This window comes from Sphingomonas sp. BL2, assembly GCF_056680015.1.
This window is the reverse complement of the sequence record NZ_CM155261.1, coordinates 2532456-2547376: the sequence shown is the minus strand read 5'-3', so window position 1 is coordinate 2547376 and position 14921 is coordinate 2532456. Positions and strand designations below refer to the sequence as shown.

At 65.2% G+C, this 14921-nt stretch carries 22 protein-coding genes; 3 read left to right on the top strand and 19 right to left on the bottom strand.

The window, feature by feature from the left end; genetic code table 11:
- Nucleotides 1-42: 42 nt before the first annotated feature.
- Nucleotides 43-282, top strand: a complete 240-nt coding sequence (locus AC1ME3_RS11900; RefSeq protein WP_480953323.1) for a hypothetical protein — start codon at nucleotides 43-45, stop codon at nucleotides 280-282.
- Nucleotides 283-525: 243 nt separating this feature from the next.
- On the opposite strand, the gene AC1ME3_RS11895 is transcribed toward AC1ME3_RS11900, so the two are convergent.
- The 3 genes from AC1ME3_RS11895 to nadC are packed head-to-tail and all read right to left on the bottom strand — an operon-like array spanning nucleotide 526 to nucleotide 2598.
- A complete protein-coding gene (locus AC1ME3_RS11895) occupies nucleotides 526-1239 on the bottom strand; it encodes a ribonuclease T2 family protein (protein WP_480953322.1) in 714 nt (237 codons plus the stop codon).
- Nucleotides 1236-1694 (bottom strand): hypothetical protein, encoded by a 459-nt coding sequence (locus tag AC1ME3_RS11890; protein WP_480953321.1) that lies wholly within the window; start codon nucleotides 1692-1694, stop codon nucleotides 1236-1238. Before AC1ME3_RS11890 ends, AC1ME3_RS11895 begins: the two co-directional genes overlap by 4 nt.
- Before the next feature lie 52 nt (nucleotides 1695-1746).
- Nucleotides 1747-2598 (bottom strand): carboxylating nicotinate-nucleotide diphosphorylase, encoded by an 852-nt coding sequence (gene nadC / locus AC1ME3_RS11885; RefSeq protein ID WP_480953320.1) that lies wholly within the window; start codon nucleotides 2596-2598, stop codon nucleotides 1747-1749.
- Nucleotides 2599-2763: 165 nt separating this feature from the next.
- Between nadC and AC1ME3_RS11880 the strand changes: the two genes are divergently transcribed.
- Nucleotides 2764-2916 (top strand): hypothetical protein, encoded by a 153-nt coding sequence (locus AC1ME3_RS11880; RefSeq protein WP_167397683.1) that lies wholly within the window; start codon nucleotides 2764-2766, stop codon nucleotides 2914-2916.
- Between the two features lie 85 nt (nucleotides 2917-3001).
- Here the strand turns inward: AC1ME3_RS11880 and nadA are convergent, their stop codons facing one another.
- From nadA to AC1ME3_RS11850, 6 genes are all read right to left on the bottom strand, one after another.
- Nucleotides 3002-3985, bottom strand: coding sequence for a quinolinate synthase NadA (gene nadA, locus AC1ME3_RS11875; RefSeq protein ID WP_480953319.1), 984 nt, complete (start codon nucleotides 3983-3985; stop codon nucleotides 3002-3004).
- A 29-nt stretch (nucleotides 3986-4014) separates the two neighbouring features.
- Nucleotides 4015-4740, bottom strand: coding sequence for a DUF4230 domain-containing protein (locus AC1ME3_RS11870; protein WP_480953318.1), 726 nt, complete (start codon nucleotides 4738-4740; stop codon nucleotides 4015-4017).
- Nucleotides 4722-5579 (bottom strand): MBL fold metallo-hydrolase, encoded by an 858-nt coding sequence (locus tag AC1ME3_RS11865; RefSeq protein WP_480953317.1) that lies wholly within the window; start codon nucleotides 5577-5579, stop codon nucleotides 4722-4724. The genes AC1ME3_RS11870 and AC1ME3_RS11865 overlap by 19 nt, the downstream gene beginning before the upstream one ends.
- Before the next feature lie 249 nt (nucleotides 5580-5828).
- The gene (gene grxD, locus AC1ME3_RS11860) at nucleotides 5829-6152 is read right to left on the bottom strand and encodes a Grx4 family monothiol glutaredoxin (protein WP_056057434.1); all 324 of its coding nucleotides are present in this window, start codon (nucleotides 6150-6152) and stop codon (nucleotides 5829-5831) included.
- 11 nt (nucleotides 6153-6163) lie between these two features.
- On the bottom strand, nucleotides 6164-6394 hold the full coding sequence (locus AC1ME3_RS11855; RefSeq protein ID WP_056489106.1) for a BolA/IbaG family iron-sulfur metabolism protein: 231 nt from the start codon (nucleotides 6392-6394) through the stop codon (nucleotides 6164-6166).
- 1 nt (nucleotide 6395) lies between these two features.
- Nucleotides 6396-6719: a DUF1476 domain-containing protein gene (locus AC1ME3_RS11850; RefSeq protein WP_480953316.1), complete on the bottom strand. Its 324-nt coding sequence runs from the start codon at nucleotides 6717-6719 to the stop codon at nucleotides 6396-6398.
- 161 nt (nucleotides 6720-6880) lie between these two features.
- On the opposite strand from AC1ME3_RS11850, the gene AC1ME3_RS11845 reads away from it, so the two are divergent.
- Nucleotides 6881-7024, top strand: a complete 144-nt coding sequence (locus AC1ME3_RS11845) for a hypothetical protein (protein WP_480953315.1) — start codon at nucleotides 6881-6883, stop codon at nucleotides 7022-7024.
- Nucleotides 7025-7047: 23 nt separating this feature from the next.
- Here the strand turns inward: AC1ME3_RS11845 and AC1ME3_RS11840 are convergent, their stop codons facing one another.
- The 10 genes from AC1ME3_RS11840 to AC1ME3_RS11795 all read right to left on the bottom strand — a co-directional run bounded on the left by AC1ME3_RS11840 (nucleotide 7048) and on the right by AC1ME3_RS11795 (nucleotide 14899).
- Entirely contained in the window at nucleotides 7048-8046 is a 999-nt protein-coding gene (locus AC1ME3_RS11840) for an NADPH:quinone oxidoreductase family protein (protein WP_480953314.1), read from the bottom strand.
- Nucleotides 8009-8638 carry a 3-isopropylmalate dehydratase small subunit gene (leuD, locus tag AC1ME3_RS11835; protein ID WP_480953313.1) on the bottom strand — a complete coding sequence of 210 codons (630 nt, stop codon included), beginning with the start codon at nucleotides 8636-8638 and terminating at the stop codon, nucleotides 8009-8011. Before leuD ends, AC1ME3_RS11840 begins: the two co-directional genes overlap by 38 nt.
- Nucleotides 8639-8735: 97 nt before the next feature.
- The gene (leuC, locus tag AC1ME3_RS11830) at nucleotides 8736-10187 is read right to left on the bottom strand and encodes a 3-isopropylmalate dehydratase large subunit (RefSeq protein ID WP_480953312.1); all 1452 of its coding nucleotides are present in this window, start codon (nucleotides 10185-10187) and stop codon (nucleotides 8736-8738) included.
- A 92-nt stretch (nucleotides 10188-10279) separates the two neighbouring features.
- Nucleotides 10280-10792, bottom strand: coding sequence for a hypothetical protein (locus tag AC1ME3_RS11825; RefSeq protein WP_480953311.1), 513 nt, complete (start codon nucleotides 10790-10792; stop codon nucleotides 10280-10282).
- Nucleotides 10793-10828: 36 nt separating this feature from the next.
- Complete coding sequence (locus tag AC1ME3_RS11820) at nucleotides 10829-11230, bottom strand: hypothetical protein (RefSeq protein ID WP_480953310.1); 402 nt, start codon at nucleotides 11228-11230, stop codon at nucleotides 10829-10831.
- A gap of 280 nt (nucleotides 11231-11510) precedes the next feature.
- On the bottom strand, nucleotides 11511-12428 hold the full coding sequence (locus AC1ME3_RS11815; RefSeq protein WP_480953309.1) for an alpha/beta hydrolase: 918 nt from the start codon (nucleotides 12426-12428) through the stop codon (nucleotides 11511-11513).
- Nucleotides 12395-13078, bottom strand: coding sequence for a glutathione S-transferase family protein (locus tag AC1ME3_RS11810; RefSeq protein ID WP_480953308.1), 684 nt, complete (start codon nucleotides 13076-13078; stop codon nucleotides 12395-12397). The genes AC1ME3_RS11815 and AC1ME3_RS11810 overlap by 34 nt, the downstream gene beginning before the upstream one ends.
- The gene (locus AC1ME3_RS11805) at nucleotides 13078-13713 is read right to left on the bottom strand and encodes a 3-oxoacid CoA-transferase subunit B (RefSeq protein ID WP_480953307.1); all 636 of its coding nucleotides are present in this window, start codon (nucleotides 13711-13713) and stop codon (nucleotides 13078-13080) included. The genes AC1ME3_RS11810 and AC1ME3_RS11805 overlap by 1 nt, the downstream gene beginning before the upstream one ends.
- Complete coding sequence (locus tag AC1ME3_RS11800) at nucleotides 13713-14021, bottom strand: DUF5076 domain-containing protein (protein ID WP_480953306.1); 309 nt, start codon at nucleotides 14019-14021, stop codon at nucleotides 13713-13715. The genes AC1ME3_RS11805 and AC1ME3_RS11800 overlap by 1 nt, the downstream gene beginning before the upstream one ends.
- Complete coding sequence (locus AC1ME3_RS11795) at nucleotides 14021-14899, bottom strand: 5'-nucleotidase, lipoprotein e(P4) family (RefSeq protein ID WP_480953305.1); 879 nt, start codon at nucleotides 14897-14899, stop codon at nucleotides 14021-14023. Before AC1ME3_RS11795 ends, AC1ME3_RS11800 begins: the two co-directional genes overlap by 1 nt.
- Nucleotides 14900-14921: the final 22 nt, after the last annotated feature.

The following is a 14921-nucleotide window of genomic DNA, read 5'->3' as shown; positions in this document are numbered from 1 at the left end:
TATTTCCGCCACGTTTCGTCCGGGGGTGGGATCAGGTGTGGCGTGTGGCTGGCATCCCATGGCTACGCGTGGCAGGACATGGCGATGGCCGATCCGACTTCCCGCGACACCCTGCCCCCCCACAAGGACCCGAGCGCTGCGGGTGGATTCCTCGTTGCGCTCGGCATGCTGGGTGGTGCGGGGGTCGGCTTTGCGATCGGGCAGGCGACGCCTGGGTTTCTCGTCGGGACCGGGGTCGGCGTGCTGGCGGCGGTGCTGGTTTGGTTAAAGGACCGGCGGTAGACGGCCTCTCCTGCCTGCCCGCCCCCGTGTTCCGTTAGTCCATCTTCCGTTCGCCCGTCTTCCGTTCGTCCTGAGTAGCCGTCGAGTAGCTCCAACGGCGCGTATCGAGACGGCGTATCGAAGGACAGGTTGGCGCGGGTAACCCATGCTTCGATACGCGCCCTCGATACGCTCCTAACGGAGCTACTCGGTCGCTACTCAGCACGAACGGAAAAATTTCAAATCCTCCGGGAAGACTACCGACTACCGACCACCACGCCAGATCTGCAGCGGTGCGCTTGGGTTCAGTCCGCCCTGATGCACCGGGCAGCGGCGGTAGCGGAAGCGGCGGTCGAGGCAGATCCAGACCTCGTCGAGCCAGCCCTGCTTCGTCGCGGTAACGCGCATCATGTCCGCTTTCAGGCCGGGATTTGCGCCCGCCATCGCCGCAGCGAACCGGCCCGCCGTCAGCGGTGCTCGCGACAACGCGTCCATGTCCGGATAGCGGAGCTTGCCGTACAGCCCGGCCGACTGGTTGAAATACTTGGCGGGGCGGTAGCCGGGCATGCAGGTGCCGTGCTTCGCCCATTCATGCTGGAGCAACTGCGCGGACGGCGTCGTGCACAAGTGCGCGCGGATCACCGGAGGCGGCACGAACTCGGCGTCATGACAATATTGCGGCCAGTCCTTGCCGACCCCGTCCGGCCACAGGCCGTGCAGCGTAAAGCCGAACCGGTTCCCCGCGCCGCACTGGAAGGTCGACCCGGTGCGATCACCATTCTCTCGGCAATATTGCGGCGCCCAGGTGATCGCGAGCGTGTAGCTGCCGATCGGGATATCGCGCTTCGGCTGGCTGTCCGACGGCAGGTCCGGGCGGACGCGCTCGACCGACGCGGGGGTCGAGCATTGATAGGCCTGCGCCTGTACGACGCTCGGCAACGCGATCGCGACGGCGGCGAGGGTCAGCCTGGAAATCATGCGACGTTCCCTCTGTCGGTATCCGTGTCGAAATCGGCGTCGTCGTCCTGACCAAACCAGGCTTTGCTGCCGGGCCGGAAGAGGTGGACGGCGGCGGCGACGTAGAGTGCTTCTGCGATGAGCGAGAGGATCGATGCCGTGCCGACGATCGCGCTACCCGTCGCGAGCGTCGCAAGCGCCTGGACGGCGGCCCAGATCGACAAGGCGGCGAGGATCACGACGACCCACTTCGCGACGACGCTCGGCGCGCGCGCGGTGAAGTACCAGAGCAGCACCGTCACCGCGATCCCGATGGCCTGGAACGTCGGCAAAATCCACGTCGCCTTGGCGAGTACCGGGTAGGCGGTGACGATCGCCTCGCGCTGCGACCAGGTCATCGCCGCGACGATCGAATCCAGGATGAACGCCGCCCAATAAAGGCGCTCGTAGCGAACGATGGCAACCGGCCTGATCATGGTCCTACTCCCTGACCTGGCCAGCCGAAGGCCCGCGCCGGATCTGGCGGAGCTATTCGACGGTCGCGAAGTCCAGCCCTATATCTGCTGCCGGCGCCGACTGCGTCAAGCGGCCGACCGACACATAGGTCACGCCCGTTTCAGCGATTGCGCGAATCGTGTCGAGATTGACGCCGCCCGATGCCTCGTTCGGGACGCGACCGGCGACGAGCGCCACCGCTTCGCGCAACATCGTCGGCGGCATATTGTCGAGCAGCAGATGCGTCGCGCCCGCCTCCAGCGCCGGTTCGATCTGGTCGATCCGGTCGACCTCGACGATGATCTGCGCGATCCCCGCGGCCTTGGCGCGACGAACCGCCTCGGCGACGCCACCGGCGACCGCGACATGATTGTCCTTGATCATCGCCGCATCCCATAGACCCATGCGATGATTCTGCGCGCCGCCCATCCGGGTCGCGTATTTCTCCAGAACGCGCAGGCCCGGGATCGTCTTGCGCGTGTCGAGCAGGATCGCGCCGGTGCCTGCGATCGCGTCGACATACGCGCGCGTCATCGTGGCGATGCCCGACAGATGCTGAACGGTGTTGAGCGCGGACCGCTCCGCCGTCAGCATCGCGCGCCCTGCCCCTTCGAGCCGCATGAGTTCGGTGCCGGCCGTCACCTGCTGCCCATCGCGGACGAGGCGTTCGATCCGCACGTCCGGGTCCAGCGCACGGAAAAAGGCTTCGGCGAGATCGAGGCCAGCGACGACGATCGGATCGCGGCTATCCATGACGCCTGTAAACCGTGCGTCTGCGGGGATCACTGCGGCCGACGTTATGTCGCCGATCGTACCGAGATCCTCGGCCAGCGTCGCCGCGACGAAGGCGTCGATATCGAACGACTCGGGCAATGCTGTCTTCACCTGGCGTCTCCGGATTGTTCGTCGAAAATATGCTCGGCACGCGGTGCCAAAAAAGAGACGGTCGGAACAGTGACTTCACGGTTCATTCGACTCATCGAATTATTTTCCGGGATAGGAACTTTTCGAGAGGTCGAGGGTTTGCCGATCACTACCAAGGATATTCTTATGCCCACCACCACGATGGCCGATACCGCACGCCTGCATGCCCTGCTGGACGAAGCTCTTACGCTGGCCGACACGCTGCAGCTGCCGCTGGCCGCCATCCATATCGACCAGGCGCTCGCCCAGTTGAGCGGTGCCGACGTCCCGGCACTCTGAGCGCCCACTGATCTAAACGATTCGTGACGTGACCGCGTCGGGCTGGCATCATCCAGCCCGATCGACGACCAATCTGAACGCGCCGTCACTTCGGCCCGAGATCACCCTTCCCCACGGTATTCGATGCCATCGACAGCATGCGGTCGAGGCTCTTCTTTGCCTGGAGCCGCAGCCCTTCCTCGATCTCGATCCGCGGCGAGAGATCGCGTAGCGCGACATACAGCTTCTCGAGCGTATTGAGCGCCATGTACGGACAGATGTTGCAGTTGCAGTTCCCGTCCGCACCCGGCGCGCCGATGAAGCGCTTGTTCGGGAGCGCCTTTTCCATCTGGTGGATGATGTGCGGCTCGGTCGCGACGATCAGCGTGTCGCCGGGCATCGCGAGCGCGTAATCGAGAATGCCGCGTGTCGAGCCGACGTAATCCGCGTGATCGAGAATGATCGGCGGGCATTCGGGGTGCGCCACGACAGGCGCACCGGGATGCTGTGCCTTGAGCTTCATCAGCTCGGTCTCGCTAAACGCCTCGTGGACGATGCAGACGCCCGGCCATAGCAGCATGTCGCGGCCGGTCTTCCGCGCGAGGTAACCGCCTAGGTTACGGTCGGGGCCAAAAATGATCTTCTGCTCGGGCGGGATCTGCGCGAGGATCGCGTCCGCCGACGAACTTGTGACGATGATGTCGGAGAGCGCCTTTACCTCGGTCGAGCAGTTGATGTAGGTCAGCGCGATGTGATCGGGGTGCTTCGCGCGGAAGGCGGCGAACTGCTCGGGCGGGCAGCTGTCCTCCAGGCTGCATCCAGCGTCCATGTCGGGGAGCACGACGATCTTGTCGGGCGAGAGGATCTTGGCGGTCTCGGCCATGAACCGCACGCCGCAGAACGCGATCACGTCCGCATCGGTCGCGGCCGCCTTGCGCGACAGGTCGAGACTGTCGCCGACGAAATCAGCCAGATCCTGAAGCTCCGGCTTCTGATAATAATGCGCGAGGATGACGGCGTTCTTCTCCTTGCGGAGGCGCTCGATCTCGGCGCGTATGTCGATGCCGGCGAAGTTCTGCTTCAATTCCATGGTCGTATCCCGAGTTTAGCGCCCGTCTTCTAGCGACGATTCCCTAGCACGTCCTGCAGCGAGCGCGAGGTGTCCCAGCGATCGGTATTCGCGGTCGGCTCGTCGGCGAAGCGCACCGCGACAGTCGCATCGATTCCGGCAGCCCGCAGCGGCATCGCGAAACTGCGTTCGACCGCACGACGGGTGGCATCGCGCGCGAGCTTGATCATCGCCGGCTCGCGCGCCTGGCGGATCAGTTCGATCTGGCCGGCACGGCGGTTGGCGGCGTCGAGGCGCTTCTCGGCATCGGTGAACGTGGTCAGCACGCCGCCCGAACCATATTCGCGGACCGCGTTGAGATCGACCTGCGGGCCGTCGGCTTCGACCGCGGGCAAGCGCACGGACAGCGTCTTCGAACTGCCATCCCACGCGACATCCGACTGGGTCAGCTTGGCCATGTCGACTTCGTACCGGACCATCCCGGGCATGATCAGCGTCTTCTCCGTCGTGAAGCCGAGCTGCGACTGTTTCGAGGTGACGACCGCGACGTAGCGCGCGGCGAACGCCGACAGGCGGTTCTGCTCGCGCAGTCCTTCGAGGCTGGCGCTGGCGATCGTCGTCGGATCGGGCGTGAGCCGGTCGCTGACGTAGCGCTGCACCCCCCAGAGTACGAGCAGCCCCGCGAGGACGAGGATCAAGACGATTCCGACGGCCTTGGCCAGGAACGGGGCCACGCCGCTCTTGCGTACGGGTTCGGTCACGCTCTCGTTCGCCATGTCTCGCCTTCCTCGATAACCAGTCCGCGGGCTTGCAGGTCGTACAGATGCGCCAGCACCGATCGTGCCGCAGCTGGCACGAGCGGCGGGCCGAGACCGACATACATGCGCTCGACCATCGCCGGGATCGACAACGCGCCTTCGCGGAGCAGGCGGAGAATCTGCCCTTCGCGCTGCTTGCGGTGACCGAGCATCCCGCGGACGAGCCGTTGCGGCTTGTCGATCACCTCGCCGTGGCCGGGATAATAGATGCGGTCGTCACGCCCCATCAGCTTTTCGAGGCTGGCCATGTACGCCGTCATATTGCCGTCGGGCGGCGAGACGATCGTCGTCGACCAGCCCATGACATGATCGCCGGAGAACAGCGCCTTCGTCTCGGGCAGCGCGAACGCCAGATGGTTCGACGTGTGGCCAGGAGTCGCGATCGCCTCCAGCGTCCAGCCATCACCGGTCACGCTACCACCCTCCGCAAGAACGCGATCAGGGGCGTAGGCGGCGTCGAAGGACGCGTCTGCTCGCGCGCCTGCGTCGGCGAGGTCGAACGGCGCAGCGCCGACGATCGGGGCGCCGGTGAGCGACTGGAGCGGACGCGTGGCGGGGCTATGGTCCCGGTGGTGATGCGTGACGACGATCACCTTGACCGGGCGACCATCGATCGCGCGTAGCAACGCGTCGACATGCGCGGGATCGTCGGGACCGGGATCGATCACGGCAAGATCGGTCGTACCGACGATATGCGTCTGCGTACCCGTATAGGTGTAGGGGGATGCGTTGGGCGCGAGCACGCGAACGACGAGCGGCTCGAGCTGGATCGGGATACCGGTCGGATGCTCAGCCATGGATGCGAAATGGCGGCTCGACGCGGCGATGGCAAGACCTCGTTGGACGCAGAGAGCTGTCGGGAACTCTTACAGGACGACGCTGGGCCAAACCTGGGTTAACTATCGAACGTCGCCAAAACTGCGAAGGGCAGGTTCTGGCACAGGCCATGCAACTGCTGCTCCGTCACCGAACGCGAACGCGTTCACAGGGTGGATCGACCGCTTTTCCTTCCGGTCTCGCGTCGATCCACCCACCCGGTGCCCCGATCAGTTGGCCTTCTGCGTCTCGAACAACTGCGCCAGCTCGCCGCTCTCATACATCTCCATCATGATGTCCGAGCCGCCGACGAATTCGCCATCGACGTAGAGCTGCGGGATCGTTGGCCAGTCGGAATAGCTCTTGATACCCTGGCGGATACCCTGGTCCTGCAACACGTCGACGCTCTCGAACTCGACTTCGAGGTGGTTGAGGATAGCGATCGCGCGGCTGGAAAAGCCGCACTGCGGGAACAGCGGGCTGCCCTTCATGAACAGGACTACCGGGCTGGCTTTTACCAGGGCGTCGATACGGGCGTTGGAATCGTCGGTCATGTCTTCGGTCCTCAGGAAATTGCGGTCGTAAGCTGTAAAGCGTGCAGGACGCCGCCCATCCGGCCGCCGAGCGCGGCATAAACGGCCTGGTGCTGCTTCACCCGGCTCATCCCGGCAAAGCTGGCGGCAGTGACCTTGGCAGCATAATGATCGCCGTCTCCTGCGAGATCGGTGATCTCGACCTGGGCATCGGGGATCGCGTCCTTGATCATCGCTTCGATATCGTTGGCAGCCATCGGCATATCAATGTGACTCCAGCAATTGGCGACGCGCCTCGATCATCTGCTGCGCGAGCGCGCGGCGGACGGTAGCCTCGTCATGGTCGAGCCCCGCGGCGGTCAGGTCGCCGACCAGTTTCCGCACGACGTCGTCGTCACCGCCGCCCTCCATGTCGGCATGCACGAGCGCGGTCGCATACGCATCCGTCTCCTCGGGGGTCAGCTGCATTTCATGCGCCGCCCATACCCCGAGCAAGCGATTGCGACGCGCCGTTATCCGGAAGGCCATCTCTTCCTCGCGCGCGAAATTCGCCTCGCTGGCGCGTTCGCGGTCGTCGAAGTTGGTCATTGCGCGGGTCCCCGTTCAGCCTTGTCGTCGGCCCCGAGATAGGTCGCGCATCACGCTCGCGCAACAATCGACGGAAACGTACAAAAAGCGCTGGTACAATGGCGCAGCGGTAACGATATATAAGTCGATCACGTGACACAGTGCACGGATAGGAGAGTGAGATGTCGACGCTATCCCAACTGCCGTCCGTACCGATCGCCAAGGCGCGAGCCACACCGCCGGTCGTGCACGGGCTCGCCTACGGAATTTTCGCGTCGATGGCGATGTGGGGCGCGATAGCCGCCGTTGCGTACAACGTGCTTTGAACCCCCTGTAGAGGCGGCTGTACTCAGCCGACCTCTACGACGAGTTTCCCGATAGCACCGCGAGCCGCCATCTTCGCGATGGCCTTGCCGCCGTCTTCGAACGCAAATGTCTCGGTTACACGCGGCGCGATCCTCCCCGCTTCCCAAAGATCGAACAGCGTTTCGATATGTGCCTGGTTCGCCTTCGGATCACGCGCCGCGAATGCTCCCCAGAACACGCCGCACACGTCGCAGCTTTTCAGCAGCGTCAGGTTGAGCGGCAATTTCGGGATGCCGGCGGGGAAACCGACGACGAGATACTTGCCCTCCCACGCGATCGATCGCAGCGCGGGCTCGGCATAGTCGCCACCGACCGGATCGTAGATCACGTGCGCGCCGTCGCGGCCGACCGCGGCCTTGAACTGCTCGGCGAGCGCCTTCGACTGGTCCTTGTCGAACGGCGCGCGGGCGTAGATCAGCGTTTCGTCGGCGCCGGCGGACTTGGCGGCGGCAGCTTTTTCCTCAGACGAGACGGCTGCGACGACCTTCGCGCCGAATGCCTTGCCGAGTTCGATCGCGGCGAGCCCTACCCCGCCGGCCGCGCCGAGCACGAGCAGCGTCTGCCCCGCCTTGATATGGCCGCGGTCGAGCAGCGCGTGGATCGTTGTGCCGTAGGTAAGGATCAACGACGCACCCTCGGCGAAGCTGCGGCCTTCTGGAAGGCGGTACAGTTTGGCGGGGTCGGCAATGACCTTCTCGCAGAGGCCACCATGACCGAGCATCGCGATGACGCGGTCGCCGATTGCCCAACCGGTGACGCCTTCGCCAATCGAGTCGATTGTGCCGGCGATTTCACCGCCCGGTGCGAACGGGCGCTGTGGCTTGAACTGGTATTTGTCCTCGATGATCAGGACGTCGGGGAAGTTGATCGCGCAGGCCTTGACTGCGACGACGACCTGTCCGGGGCCGGCCACCAGATCGGGCAGCTCGACCATTTCCAGAGTTTCAGGTCCGCCGACTGCCTTCGACACCAATGCTCGCATACCCGCTCTCCACCGTCGTCCAGGGGCGATTCGATGCGACCGCCTCCTCGAATTTCGAAATCTGGGTATCCCTTGCCAGCGTCAGGCCGACTTCGTCCAGCCCTTCCATGAGGCACTGGCGGCGGAATGCGTCGAGTTCGAAGGTGAAGCGATCCTGGAACGGGGTGGTGACGGTCATCGTCTCGAGATCGACGGTGACAATCTGGTCCTTTGCGACCTCCAGCAGGCGGTCGATCGCTTTCTGAGGAAGCACGACGGGGACGATGCCGTTCTTGAACGCGTTGCCCGAGAAGATGTCGGAGAAGCTCGGCGCGATGACCGCGGTGATGCCCATGTCGGCGAGCGCCCACGCGGCATGCTCGCGACTGGAGCCGCAGCCGAAATTATCGCCGGCAATGAGGATCGGCGATCCGGCATAGCGCGCGTCGTCGAAGATGTTGCCGGGTTGCGCGCGGACCGTCTCGAACGCACCGCGACCGAGGCCGGTGCGCGTGATCGTCTTCAGCCAGTGCGCCGGGATGATGACGTCAGTGTCGATGTTCTTCGCGCCCCACGGATAGGCGCGGCCCGAGACGGTCGTGACGGGGGTCATCGCTGTTCCGTGCGCTCCGGTACCACACGCGCCGATGCGACATAGGCCGCGACGCCGCTGATCATTGCGCCAGCCGCCAACAGTACGAAAACCTTCTTCATGCTCCCACCCCTATCATATCACGCCCCATCAACTCTCTGACGTCGCTCAGCTTACCGGTCACCGCCGCCGCTGCCGCCATTGCGGGTGATACCAGATGCGTGCGCGCTCCGGGACCCTGTCTGCCGACAAAATTACGGTTCGACGTGGAAGCGCAACGCTCCCCCGCAGGCACTTTGTCCGGATTCATCGCGAGGCACATCGAACAGCCCGGCTCGCGCCATTCGAAGCCTGCGGTGATGAAGATTCGGTCGAGCCCCTCGGCTTCGGCCTGACGCTTCACGAGGCCCGAGCCGGGGACGACGAGCGCACGGACTCCGGTGGCGACATGGCGACCGTCGGCGATCGCCGCAGCGGCGCGCAGGTCCTCGATGCGGCTGTTTGTGCAACTGCCGATGAAGACGTGCTGGATCGGCACGTCGCGCATCGCGGTGCCCGCCGTCAGCCCCATGTAATCGAGCGACTTCTGCGCGGCGGCCTGCTTGGCGGGATCGGCGAAGCTCGACGGCTCGGGGACGAAGCCGGTGATCGGAACGACGTCCTCGGGGCTCGTGCCCCAGGTGAGGCCGGGGGCGATATCGGCGGCGTCGAGCGTGACGGACTTGTCGTAACGCGCGCCGGGATCGGTCGCGAGACTGCGCCACCACGTCACCGCGCGGTCCCAGTTCTCGCCAGTCGGAGCCATTGGTCGGCCCTTCAGATACGCAAAGGTCGTGTCGTCGGGCGCGATCAGGCCGGCGCGCGCGCCGGCCTCGATCGACATGTTGGCGATCGTCAGGCGACCTTCGATCGACATGTTGCGGATTACGCTGCCGGTGAATTCGATGACGTGGCCGGTGCCGCCCGCCGCGCCGATCTTGCCGATGATCGCGAGGATGACGTCCTTGGGGGAGACGCCGAAACCGAGTTCGCCGTCGACGCGGACTTCCATCGTCTTGGCCTGCGACAGCAGCAATGTCTGCGTGGCGAGGACGTGCTCGACTTCGCTGGTGCCGATCCCGAACGCGAGCGCACCGAGTGCGCCGTGCGCCGACGTGTGGCTGTCGCCGCAGACGAGCGTGGTGCCGGGGAGCGTGAAACCCTGTTCGGGGCCGACGACGTGGACGATGCCCTGCTCGATCGCCGTCGCGTCGATATAGTCGATACCAAACTCGGACGTGTTGCGGCGGAGTGCGTCGAGCTGCTGCGCGCTTTCGGGATCGGCGATCGGCAGGACGCGGCCGGCGGCGTCTTTGCGCGCGGTGGTCGGGAGGTTGTGATCGGGGACGGCGAGCGTCAGGTCGGGACGGCGGACTTTGCGGCCTGCCACGCGGAGACCTTCGAACGCCTGCGGGCTGGTGACTTCGTGGACGAGGTGACGGTCGATATAGATCAGGCAGGTGCCATCGTCGCGGCGTTCGACGACGTGCGCCGCCCAGATCTTTTCGTACAGCGTTTGCGAATTGGCCATGATGGCCGCGCGTTAACCGAAAGCTGCGCCGGAGCAAAGCCCCGACGCAACTATCTGTCCGAAAGATGCGGCGAACGCATCCTCAGTGTGGGTCACTGCGCAGTGATATACGGGTCCCAGTTCACGTAATAGGAGATCGGGCGGAGCACGCCGACGGTCACCCTGATCTGGATCTGGTAGATTTGCCTGCCGGCGTTCATCGCCTGTCCGATCCAGTACGACCCCGGTGGCTGCTGGCCGATCGGTGGCTGCTGTTGCGGATAGCCGGCGCCACCGAAGACCGAGCCCTGCGACACGGTGAAGCCGGTTATGATCACCTGATCGCCATTGTCGGGCGCGATCGGCACCGAGTTGAAACCGATCAGCGACCCGACCGGCACGACGGTCGACAACTCCATCTGGCCTTCGTTGCTGCTGCCGTTGCTGAGCTGGTTGTCGGTCATATATACGCCGGTGCCGATGTTGCGGCCCTGCTGCGAGGCGACATAGGCGGTATCCACGGCGATCGTGATGAACGCCTGCGGCGCGATCACGGACTGGTACGCGACGACCAGCTTCGATTCCTGCATCATCATGACGAAACTCTCCAATTTTGTGCGGCTCACGTCTCCAGTTCGGGCGCGGACCGCGAAGGACCGGTGTTATTTTGCGGAGATGCTCGGGTTCAGCGTGATCGAGATACCCGCCGAGCCAACCTGCTTCTGCACGTTGATCGTGATGGCGTACCCAGCGCTGCCGGTGGACTGAGCCTGTCCGACGAACGATCCCGCAGCCGCCGCCTGCGGCTGCCCTCCCGCGCCCCAGACGTTGCAGTTGCCGATGTCGACGAAGCTGACGACGGCAGCGCTGCTCGCATCGATGTTGTAGACGTTCCACTGGATCGTCGAACCATTCGTCACCTGGGTCGAAAGACCTGCGGTTCCCTCGTTCTGGCTGCCATTGGCGACCCGGTTGTCGACGAGATAGACGCCTGTGGTCGATCCGTTTTGAACGGCGTTGATGTCCACCCATATCTGGATGAAGACGGTCGGTGTACCTGCCATGCTACCCTCCTGCACATTGCCGCAATGGTCCGCGCTGGTATTCCAGTATTTGCGGAAGCGTCAGGATTACGGCTCCCCGAGCGCCTGATGATCCAGTACATCGGCGCCGGGCAATAAGTTCGGTAAAGCTGCTCGGTTATGGTTCTACTGTCGGCGATCAATAGTCGCGTGTCGACCTGCTTGATTTACTTCTGCCGGCATTCCAGCACTATAGTTCCTACACCACCCCGAATACCTGTCGATACTCATCGAAATGATCCGAACTGAACATAGTCGGGACTCAATCCGACTTCGGCATCGCCCGGTCGAGGAACGCGACGCTGTCGGCCAGCACCGGGGCCTTGCCGCGGAACGGTTTCGAGAGTGCCATCGCGACGTTCTCGTGGCTCAAACCGGGGTAGTCGATGTGCGTCACGGGAGCCCCAAGCGACTTCAGCCGCGCGGTGAGGTTGATCGCATTGTGCGGCTTGACCTGCGTGTCGTCGCCGGCGGTGATCAGCAGCATCGGCGGGGCGTCGGCGCGCGCGAAGTGGATCGGCTGGGTCATTACCGGGTCGGCGGCGCCCTGCATCGCGTCGATCGCGCGCTTGGCGGTGAAGGGATAGAAATCATACGGCCCGCAAAGGCCGACCGCAGCCTTGATGATGTGCGGGTCGACGCCTTCAGCCTTCAGCCAGCGCTCGTCGAGCGTCAGCATCGCGACGGTGTAGGCGCCCGCGGAATGGCCGGCGACGGCGATCCGGTTCGGGTCGCCGCCTGCCTCCGCGATATGGTCGCGGGTCCATTTCACGGCCTCGGCGCCGTCCTGGAGGAAGGCGGGGAAGCGGACGTCGGGCACTTTGCGGTAGTCGGGCATGACGACGACGTACCCCGCCTTCGCATAGGCGCGCGCGGCGAACGCGTAGGCGCCGCGCGAGCCGTGGACCCAGCCGCCGCCGTACCAGAAGATCAGCACCGGCAGACCGGTCTTGGCGCCACCGGATGGGCGCCAGACGTCGAGCTTCTGGCCGTGCGTGCCGAACGGGACGCCTTCGCGGATGCGGGCCGTGCCGCGACCGCCGCCCATGATGCCGTCGAGAACGCTGAGCGTGCCGGGGCCCGCGGTGAACGCCGTGCCTGCGACCAGGATCACGATCAGCGCTATGACGATCGCGGCGCGGCGCATCAGCGGCGGAAATCCGCGGTGATCGATCCGCATGTCGCGAGGTCGGCCTCGTGGCTTTCCTCGCGCCATGTCTCGGCTAGCGCGGTCGCTTCCCATTCGCGCATCGCCGGGTGGGCGATGATCTGCTCGACCCAGGCGAGACCTGCCGGGCCAACATCGATCCCGTAGGTCCGGACGCGAAACGCAACCGGGGCATAGAACGCGTCGACGGCGGTGAACTCTGCGCCTGCGAGCCAAGGTCCACCGAACCGGTCGAGTCCCTCGCTCCAGAGTTCGGCGATCCGCGCGACATCGCGGTCGAGCGCGTCGCTGCCGGGGGCGGCGTCGACTCGGACGCCGACGTTCATCGTCCGCTCATTCCGCAGCGCGGAGAACCCGCCATGCACCTCCGCCGTGGCGCAGATCGCCCACGCGCGTGCCTCGGCGTCGATTGGCCAGACGCCGTCGTGGCGCTCGGCGAGGTAGAGGACGATGCCAAGCGAATCCCACACCGTCCGCTCGCCGTCGATCAGCACCGGCACTTGCCCGGTCGGCGAGAAGGCGCGGAACGCCTCGTAGTTGACCGGCTCTAGGAACGGCTCGATCCGGTCCTCGAAGTCGATGCCGAGCGCCTTCATCAAGACCCAGGGGCGCAGCGACCAGCTCGAGTAATTGCGGTTCGCGGTGACGAGGGTGTAACCCATCAGGCGGTGTAGCGCGCGGTGGTCTTCGCGGCGATCTCGTCCGCGGTGACGCCCGGCGCCATCTCGACCAGCCTGAACGGACTGTCGTGATCGGTGCGCTGGAACACGGCCAGGTCGGTGACGATCATGTCGACGACGTTCTTGCCGGTCAGCGGCAGCGTGCAGGACGGGATGAACTTCGGCGTGCCGTCCTTGGCGGTGTGGTCCATCACGACGATGATCTGCTTGACGCCCGCGACGAGGTCCATCGCGCCGCCCATGCCCTTGATCATCTTGCCGGGGATCATCCAGTTGGCGATGTCGCCGCCTTCGCTGACCTCCATCGCACCCAGCACTGTAAGGTCGATATGGCCGCCGCGGATCATCGCGAAGCTGTCCGACGAGCTGAAATACACCGACGAGGGGAGTTCGCTGATCGTCTGCTTGCCGGCGTTGATCAGGTCGGCGTCCTCCTCGCCCGCATAGGGGAACGGGCCGATTCCGAGCATGCCGTTTTCCGACTGGAGCGTGACGGTCATCCCCTCGGGGATGTTGTTCGCGACCAGCGTCGGGATGCCGATGCCGAGATTGACGTAATAGCCGTCCTTCAGTTCCTGCGCCGCGCGCGCGGCCATCTGGTTACGGTCCCAGGGCATCAGTGCATTCCTTCCTGGATGGTGGTGATGGTCGTGAATTGTTCGCGGAGCTCGGTGCCGACGCCGTCGACGATCGCCTGCAACGCGGCGTCCTCGTCGAAGCCCCAGGTGCCCGCATAGGCGCGCGCGGCGTGGCGGATCGTGTCGGCGAGGAGGTAGCCGAACACGGTCGGATCCTCGAGGATGCCCGCGTCGATCAGCACGTTGCTGCCGGCGCCGTTGGTGATCCAGATGCGCGCGACCTCGACCGATTCGCTGGTGAGTTGCGCGCCCTTGTCGAGCGCGATCGCGTTTGGGTGGTCGGCCATCAGCGTACGCCTCCTGTCGGGGCCCAGCGGACTGCTGGCGGGAATACCTCGTCGCGGTTGCCCTTGAGCGCGGTGCCGTAGACAGGGTTGGGCAGGACGAACCACCCTGCCCCCCATCTGGCCGCGATCGCGGGCGATTGGACTGTTGCGCGGCGGGCGGCGGGGGTCTGGCCGGCGTTGAACAGGTCGCTGAAGTCGCCGAGCTGGTCGCCGCCCATCGCGACGACGCAGTAGCGCGCCGCGATCGTCGCGCGGCGGCCGTCCTTCTTCGAGCCCATCGCGTCGTCGCCGGCGAGGAACAGCGTTTCGCCGTGGCGCGCGGGGCCGAGGCCGGCGGCTTCGATCGTGGCCTCAGTCTGCCCGGCGTTGGCGGCGGAGCGGTTGGTGTTGAAGATCACCGTGACGCCCATTGCGCGGAGTTGGGTAAGCGCGGCGAGAGCACCTGGGACGGGGGCGACCTGCTTGACGCCGGTGCGCTCCCAGTCCTGCCAGCGGGGGTCGGACCAGGGCTGGCCGGAGGATGCGTCGTATTCGAAGCCGAGGTTGAGAAGCACGGTTTCATCGACGTCGAACACTGCGGCCTTGGGCTTGGTGCCGCAGGTGGTCCAGGCGGGGGCGGCGAGCGAGGCGCCTTGTGCGAGGACGACGGATGTTGGCGTGCGTTGCGCGCGGACATAGCCGACGAGCGCGTTCCAGGCTTGGAGGCTGACCGCGGCGGCTTCGCCCGAGGCGTAGAGATACTGCATGCCGGCTGGGACGCCGTCGACGGTTATTGGCGCGGCGACAGTCGGCGTGGCTGCGATCGACGTCGGCGCGGACACGCTCACGCAGCCTTGGAGCGCCAGCGCCCCTGCGAACGCAGGGGTCCAGGATACCATCCGCAGCGCTCGTGACCCTGGG

Bases quoted from the DNA above. Each gene is read 5' to 3' on its own strand.
- AC1ME3_RS11850 (WP_480953316.1), bottom strand. From the start codon at position 6,719: ATGACCAACTTCGACGACCGCGAACGCGCCAGCGAGGCGAATTTCGCG.
- AC1ME3_RS11895 (WP_480953322.1), bottom strand. From the start codon at position 1,239: ATGATTTCCAGGCTGACCCTCGCCGCCGTCGCGATCGCGTTGCCGAGC.
- nadA (WP_480953319.1), bottom strand. From the start codon at position 3,985: ATGGAATTGAAGCAGAACTTCGCCGGCATCGACATACGCGCCGAGATC.
- leuC (WP_480953312.1), bottom strand. From the start codon at position 10,187: ATGGCCAATTCGCAAACGCTGTACGAAAAGATCTGGGCGGCGCACGTC.
- AC1ME3_RS11880 (WP_167397683.1), top strand. From the start codon at position 2,764: ATGCCCACCACCACGATGGCCGATACCGCACGCCTGCATGCCCTGCTG.
- AC1ME3_RS11795 (WP_480953305.1), bottom strand. From the start codon at position 14,899: ATGGTATCCTGGACCCCTGCGTTCGCAGGGGCGCTGGCGCTCCAAGGC.
- AC1ME3_RS11855 (WP_056489106.1), bottom strand. From the start codon at position 6,394: ATGCCGATGGCTGCCAACGATATCGAAGCGATGATCAAGGACGCGATC.
- AC1ME3_RS11810 (WP_480953308.1), bottom strand. From the start codon at position 13,078: ATGGGTTACACCCTCGTCACCGCGAACCGCAATTACTCGAGCTGGTCG.
- AC1ME3_RS11820 (WP_480953310.1), bottom strand. From the start codon at position 11,230: ATGGCAGGTACACCGACCGTCTTCATCCAGATATGGGTGGACATCAAC.
- AC1ME3_RS11800 (WP_480953306.1), bottom strand. From the start codon at position 14,021: ATGGCCGACCACCCAAACGCGATCGCGCTCGACAAGGGCGCGCAACTC.
- grxD (WP_056057434.1), bottom strand. From the start codon at position 6,152: ATGACCGACGATTCCAACGCCCGTATCGACGCCCTGGTAAAAGCCAGC.
- AC1ME3_RS11890 (WP_480953321.1), bottom strand. From the start codon at position 1,694: ATGATCAGGCCGGTTGCCATCGTTCGCTACGAGCGCCTTTATTGGGCG.
- AC1ME3_RS11870 (WP_480953318.1), bottom strand. From the start codon at position 4,740: ATGGCGAACGAGAGCGTGACCGAACCCGTACGCAAGAGCGGCGTGGCC.
- AC1ME3_RS11840 (WP_480953314.1), bottom strand. From the start codon at position 8,046: ATGCGAGCATTGGTGTCGAAGGCAGTCGGCGGACCTGAAACTCTGGAA.
- AC1ME3_RS11865 (WP_480953317.1), bottom strand. From the start codon at position 5,579: ATGGCTGAGCATCCGACCGGTATCCCGATCCAGCTCGAGCCGCTCGTC.
- AC1ME3_RS11815 (WP_480953309.1), bottom strand. From the start codon at position 12,428: ATGCGGATCGATCACCGCGGATTTCCGCCGCTGATGCGCCGCGCCGCG.
- leuD (WP_480953313.1), bottom strand. From the start codon at position 8,638: ATGACCCCCGTCACGACCGTCTCGGGCCGCGCCTATCCGTGGGGCGCG.
- AC1ME3_RS11845 (WP_480953315.1), top strand. From the start codon at position 6,881: ATGTCGACGCTATCCCAACTGCCGTCCGTACCGATCGCCAAGGCGCGA.
- AC1ME3_RS11805 (WP_480953307.1), bottom strand. From the start codon at position 13,713: ATGCCCTGGGACCGTAACCAGATGGCCGCGCGCGCGGCGCAGGAACTG.